Origin of the sequence: Thermoanaerobacter sp. CM-CNRG TB177 (genome assembly GCF_018588165.1) — a bacterium.
In the GTDB taxonomy this organism is placed as follows: domain Bacteria; phylum Bacillota; class Thermoanaerobacteria; order Thermoanaerobacterales; family Thermoanaerobacteraceae; genus Thermoanaerobacter; species Thermoanaerobacter thermocopriae.
In genome coordinates, this window is sequence record NZ_JAFCAC010000020.1 from 1 (window position 1) to 5,014 (window position 5,014).

Genomic DNA, 5,014 nt, shown 5'->3' on the forward strand with positions numbered 1-5,014 from the left:
ATTCCTATATTAGCATATAGGAAATATTAGGTCAACAAAAAATTTTCAAAAACCCAATAAGACAAAAGTTGGCTCATTAATAATTAAATACAACAAGAAAAAAAGGGAGTTAAAACAAAAAAACCAGTACGATATTGATACCAAATCAAATACATGGAAGATTGTTGTGGAGGTGCTTATTAAAAATAGTACTTAGGTGAATTCAAAGGATGTCACCACGATTATATATTTTGATTTAAAACTGAAGGGCGGGCATTCAAAAAAATATCTACCCCAACTCTTGACAAAGACCCAAGAAAATAAAATTAAATTAAATAATAATCACACAAAGTTTCCAAAATTATTTGATATTAATACGACAATTATCTTTTATATCTTAAATATGAGTTAAATTTATTCTTTCGAGAATTGATTGTAAAAAATTAAAAAATAAATAAAGGAGGTGATATTTAATGTGAGACACTTCTATAGCATCAGGTATAATTGTCACTCGCAAAGATGAGAGTTAAAAATCATTCTCTGTCTTAAGTATTTTGTAAATGTGGAAAAGGAGTGATAAATTTTGAATAAAAATAAACTATTTCAATCGGTGGCCGCACTGCTGATTGCAGTGGGTATTTTTAGTCTTACTGCATGCTCCAAGCAAACTACATCAACTGCTTCTTCATCCACAAAGCAGACTACATCAACGGCTTCTTCATCTACAAAGCAGACTACAGTCTATGGCAAAGTAACTGCGATTAATGGCAAGAAAATAACCATTGCACTTGGCACATTAAATCAGCGGGGCGGAAATCAGAAGAGTATAACTTTCAGCAATGACAATGCTTCGAATGAAAGTACAGTAAGTAACAACAATGCCTCAAACGGAAATACGTCAACTGACGACGATGCTCCACAGGGAGCTCCACCAAGCGGCAACAATGCTCCACCACACGAAGTAAATGATGCAGATGGTGTTTCTACTGCCACAATCGAGTCGAGCGATAACAATGCCCAGCAAGGAACTCCGCCAGGCGGAAGGATAGGCAGAGCACCAGAACTATTAACACTAACTGGCGAATCCAAAACTTTTACCATTTTGGATACTACCACTATTACTAAGCAAAATGCTAAACCTGGTGAAAATTCAAGCAATAATTCAAACGAAAATACTGCAAGCATTGATGACATTACCGTAGGAAGCATTTTAAAAGTGACTTACTATTCAGATTCTGATGAAGTTATATCTATTGAAATTTTAGGAGGTGACCAGCCCGGTGGAGGTCAACCTGCTGGAGATACTGCAGAGCTAATAGGAACAGGGCTTTATACATTGAATAGTTGCTCGACCACAAAATCCAATGAGACATTGACCGCATCTAAAAATGACCAATCAGCTGCCATTGCAATCGTACGCTTCTGAAGTGGTTGTCATTGAAGGGAAGAATTCAATAACAGTCAACAATTGTAAAGTAATATCAGAAAAAATTGTGGAGTATTTATCAGAGTATGCCTGGTGATGCTGAAGGTAGTACCGGTACAATTACAATGAACGGAGGCTCACTGACAGCAAAAGAAGGTCCATTATTTTATTCGACTAATACGACTGGTGTCATAAATTAGTAAAACGACACTCTCAGCGCTGAATCAGGAATATTAAAAGCCGCCACGACAAAGTGAAAAGGCAGATGCAAAAAGTATCTGCCTTTTTGTATTTTTATTGTAAGACTTTTTTTGTGATGAATGGTTTTTATTATGTATATACACACTTTTTTGAAAAATTTGATGCATTTAATTTGAAAATAGTGAAGAACACATTTTTCACATAATTTATTTAAAACTTTTTGATTATTTTATGTTATACCTTAAATATGGAGGTGAAAATCTTGCCAAGAAAAATTTATCTTGTAGAAGATGAAAAAAGCCTTAATGTTTTACTTGAAAAATATTTACAACGAGAAGGCTATGAAGTTACTACTTTTTTGGATGGAAATTCTGCAATGCAAAGAATAAAAGATTTGCCGGACCTTTGGATACTGGATATAATGTTGCCGGATATAGATGGCTATGAATTGATTAAGGCAATTAAGCAATATAATCAAAATACCCCTGTAATATTTATATCTGCAAGAAATGAAGAGCTTGACAGGGTAGTTGGATTAGAGTTAGGAAGTGACGACTATTTATCTAAGCCTTTTTTACCAAGAGAACTTGTTATCAGAACTAATAAACTTATGGAGAGAATCTATGGAAATAATGAGAAAAAAGCTGAAAACGACGTAAACATAGGTAACTACAGAATCAGCAAAAGACAGCGAACAATTTTTGATGGAGATAATGAAATCCAGCTTACCAACAAAGAATTTGAGCTTTTAAACTATTTTGTTGAAAACAAAAATATTTTGCTATCAAGAGAACAAATTTTAAATAAAGTATGGGGCGAAGATTATTTTGGGTCAGACAGAGTGATTGATGATACAATTAGAAGGTTGAGGAAAAAGCTCAATAAATTAAAAATTGAAACCGTATATGGATATGGCTATAGATTGGTGGAAAAATCATGAAGCGCTTTAGATTTAAATCATTGACAATGAGAATATGGGTGACTTTTTCAGTGGTAATTTTAATTATAATTTGCAGTACTTCAATTTTGTATTTGTTTGCTTTTAGAAAGATGGATGAAAATGCTAAAATGCAAGATCTGAAAGTTGTGCATGAGGCACTGCTAAAAAGCAACGATTTTAATCAACCTTTAAGCAATTTTAGTAAGATAAAGAATCTTAGAAACAGCGACAATTTTATTGTGAATATAGACGACAACAATAGGATATCGATAATAGATATCAATAAAAGAGGAGTACCCCCACCTCCGCCACCTCCAGGACATAATGATATAGCCATAAAAATATGGATGACTAGTTTTATAAAGGGCGACAACATCCATGAAAAGCAATTTAAAGAAGTCTATAATAATGTGCAATTTTTATTTATAATAAGCTCTATTGAATACGGCAGCACGGGGAAATCATATTTGATATCATATATGCCAAATATAAAAAATGACACTCTGCTATACATGGTAATTATAATAGGACTTATATTTATCGTTATTGGCTTTTTTGCAGCAAAAATTGTTGCAAATTATATCTCGAAGCCCTTAAAAGAACTTGAAAACTATACAGTAAAAATAGCCCATAAAGATTGGAGCGAACCGATTAAAATTAAAAGCGAAGATGAAATAGGAAGATTGGCAAAAGCCATGAATAGAATGCAAAAAGAAGTAAAACGCGCCGATGAGGAAGAAAAGACGTTTTTGCAAAGTATATCTCACGATTTAAAAACACCTGTTATGGTGATTATGAGCCACGCTGAAGCAATAATTGACGGAGTATATATAGATTCTATTGAAAAAACCGCCGAAATAATAAAGGATGAAGCTACAAGATTAGAAAAAAAGATTAACCAGATGTTATATTTAAACACTTTAGATTATCTTCTTGAAAACAGCGGCAAAAATACCTATATAAATTTACATGATTTACTTTTGCGTATAATAAGCAGATTTGAAGTTATTAACAGCAAAATTGAGTGGAATTTGGACTTGGATGACGTTACAATTATGGGCGATGTAGATAAAATACAAGTCTGCATTGAGAATATTTTAGATAATGCACAAAGATATGCGGAAGAAAAAATTTGCATATCTTTAAAAAAAGAAAAAGACTATGCAGTACTTGAAATATACAATGACGGGCCAAACATTGACAAAGAACATATCGACCATATTTTCGATAAACTTTATAAAGATAAAACTGGTAATTTTGGTTTAGGCCTTGCTATTTCTAAAAAGATCATAGATTTTTACAATGGCGAAATTAAAGCAGTAAATAGGGAAAAAGGTGTAAGTTTTATCATAAAATATCCTATAAAATAAAAGCAATTGGCACTTTTGCTGATTGCTTTTATTTTATGCAATCACACAAAATTCACATAATCATTTGATATTAATGCAACAAATATGCTCTATACTTTTTTAAAAGAAGGAACTCTTTTTAAGTCCTGTTTTTTATCTTCCTTAAGAAATAAGCACAGTTTTACGTGAAATTAAAAACTAAGAAAGGATTGATAAAATGGAAATAAAAAAGGCTGTTATTCCAGCAGCTGGATTAGGAACCAGATTTCTACCAATTACAAAAACTATACCCAAGGAAATGCTACCTATTGTGGATAAACCTGTTATACATTATATTGTGGAGGAGGCTGTTAATTCTGGCATTAAAGAGATATTGATAATTACTAACAAAAATAAAAAAGCTATAGAAGATTACTTTGACAAGTTTGATGAAATTGAAAATAAAATTAAAAAAAGTAACAAAGAAGAGTTATTACCATTAATACGGGATACATGCAATTTGGCTGATATTTATTATGTAAGGCAAAAAGAACTTAAAGGATTGGGACATGCAATAAGTTGTGCAAAAGCTTTTGTTGGTAACCAACCTTTTGCAGTTTTGTTGGGTGATGACCTTGTTGACAGCAAGGTCCCATGCCTTAAGCAATTAATAAACTGCTATTCTAAATACAATTCACCTATTTTAGGAGTGCAAGCTATTGATAAAAAGAATGTTGTAAAATATGGAATTATAGATGGTATACCACTTGAGGACGGAACTTACAAAGTTAAAAGCATGGTAGAAAAACCTAAAGTCAGTGAAGCTCCATCGAATATTGCTGTCTTGGGCAGATATATACTAACTCCTCAGATATTTGATATACTTGAAAAAACCGAACCTGGGAAGAATGGAGAGGTACAGCTTACAGATGCGTTAAAAGTATTAGCACAGCAGCGACCAATATATGCTTATCACTTTGAAGGAAAAAGATATGACATTGGGGACAAGTTTGGGTTTCTTCAGGCTAATATAGATTATGCATTAAAGCGCAAAGAGTTGAGAAAAAGCCTTATAATATATCTTCAAGCTGTTTTGAAATCTTAATAAGGTGTAGCTTCCCGATTTTTAATGTTTTAGGG

Annotated in this window: 4 protein-coding genes; all 4 read left to right on the plus strand. The window is 32.6% G+C overall.

Translation table 11 applies throughout. The features are described 5' to 3' along the window. Positions 1-562: 562 nt before the first annotated feature. The 4 genes from I4N53_RS01510 to galU all read left to right on the plus strand — a co-directional run bounded on the left by I4N53_RS01510 (position 563) and on the right by galU (position 4,979). Positions 563-1,405 (plus strand): hypothetical protein, encoded by an 843-nt coding sequence (locus I4N53_RS01510; RefSeq protein WP_214495423.1) that lies wholly within the window; start codon positions 563-565, stop codon positions 1,403-1,405. Positions 1,406-1,868: 463 nt separating this feature from the next. Next, positions 1,869-2,546 (plus strand): response regulator transcription factor, encoded by a 678-nt coding sequence (locus I4N53_RS01515; protein WP_214495424.1) that lies wholly within the window; start codon positions 1,869-1,871, stop codon positions 2,544-2,546. After that, positions 2,543-3,916: a cell wall metabolism sensor histidine kinase WalK gene (locus tag I4N53_RS01520; RefSeq protein ID WP_214495425.1), complete on the plus strand. Its 1,374-nt coding sequence runs from the start codon at positions 2,543-2,545 to the stop codon at positions 3,914-3,916. The genes I4N53_RS01515 and I4N53_RS01520 overlap by 4 nt, the downstream gene beginning before the upstream one ends. A 196-nt stretch (positions 3,917-4,112) precedes the next feature. Beyond that, positions 4,113-4,979, plus strand: a complete 867-nt coding sequence (gene galU, locus I4N53_RS01525; protein ID WP_214495426.1) for a UTP--glucose-1-phosphate uridylyltransferase GalU — start codon at positions 4,113-4,115, stop codon at positions 4,977-4,979. Positions 4,980-5,014 lie beyond the last annotated feature (35 nt).

What these genes read in the sequence shown, in the direction of transcription:
- I4N53_RS01520 (WP_214495425.1), top strand. Translation starts at nt 2,543, where the DNA reads ATGAAGCGCTTTAGATTTAAATCATTGACAATGAGAATATGGGTGACT.
- galU (WP_214495426.1), top strand. Translation starts at nt 4,113, where the DNA reads ATGGAAATAAAAAAGGCTGTTATTCCAGCAGCTGGATTAGGAACCAGA.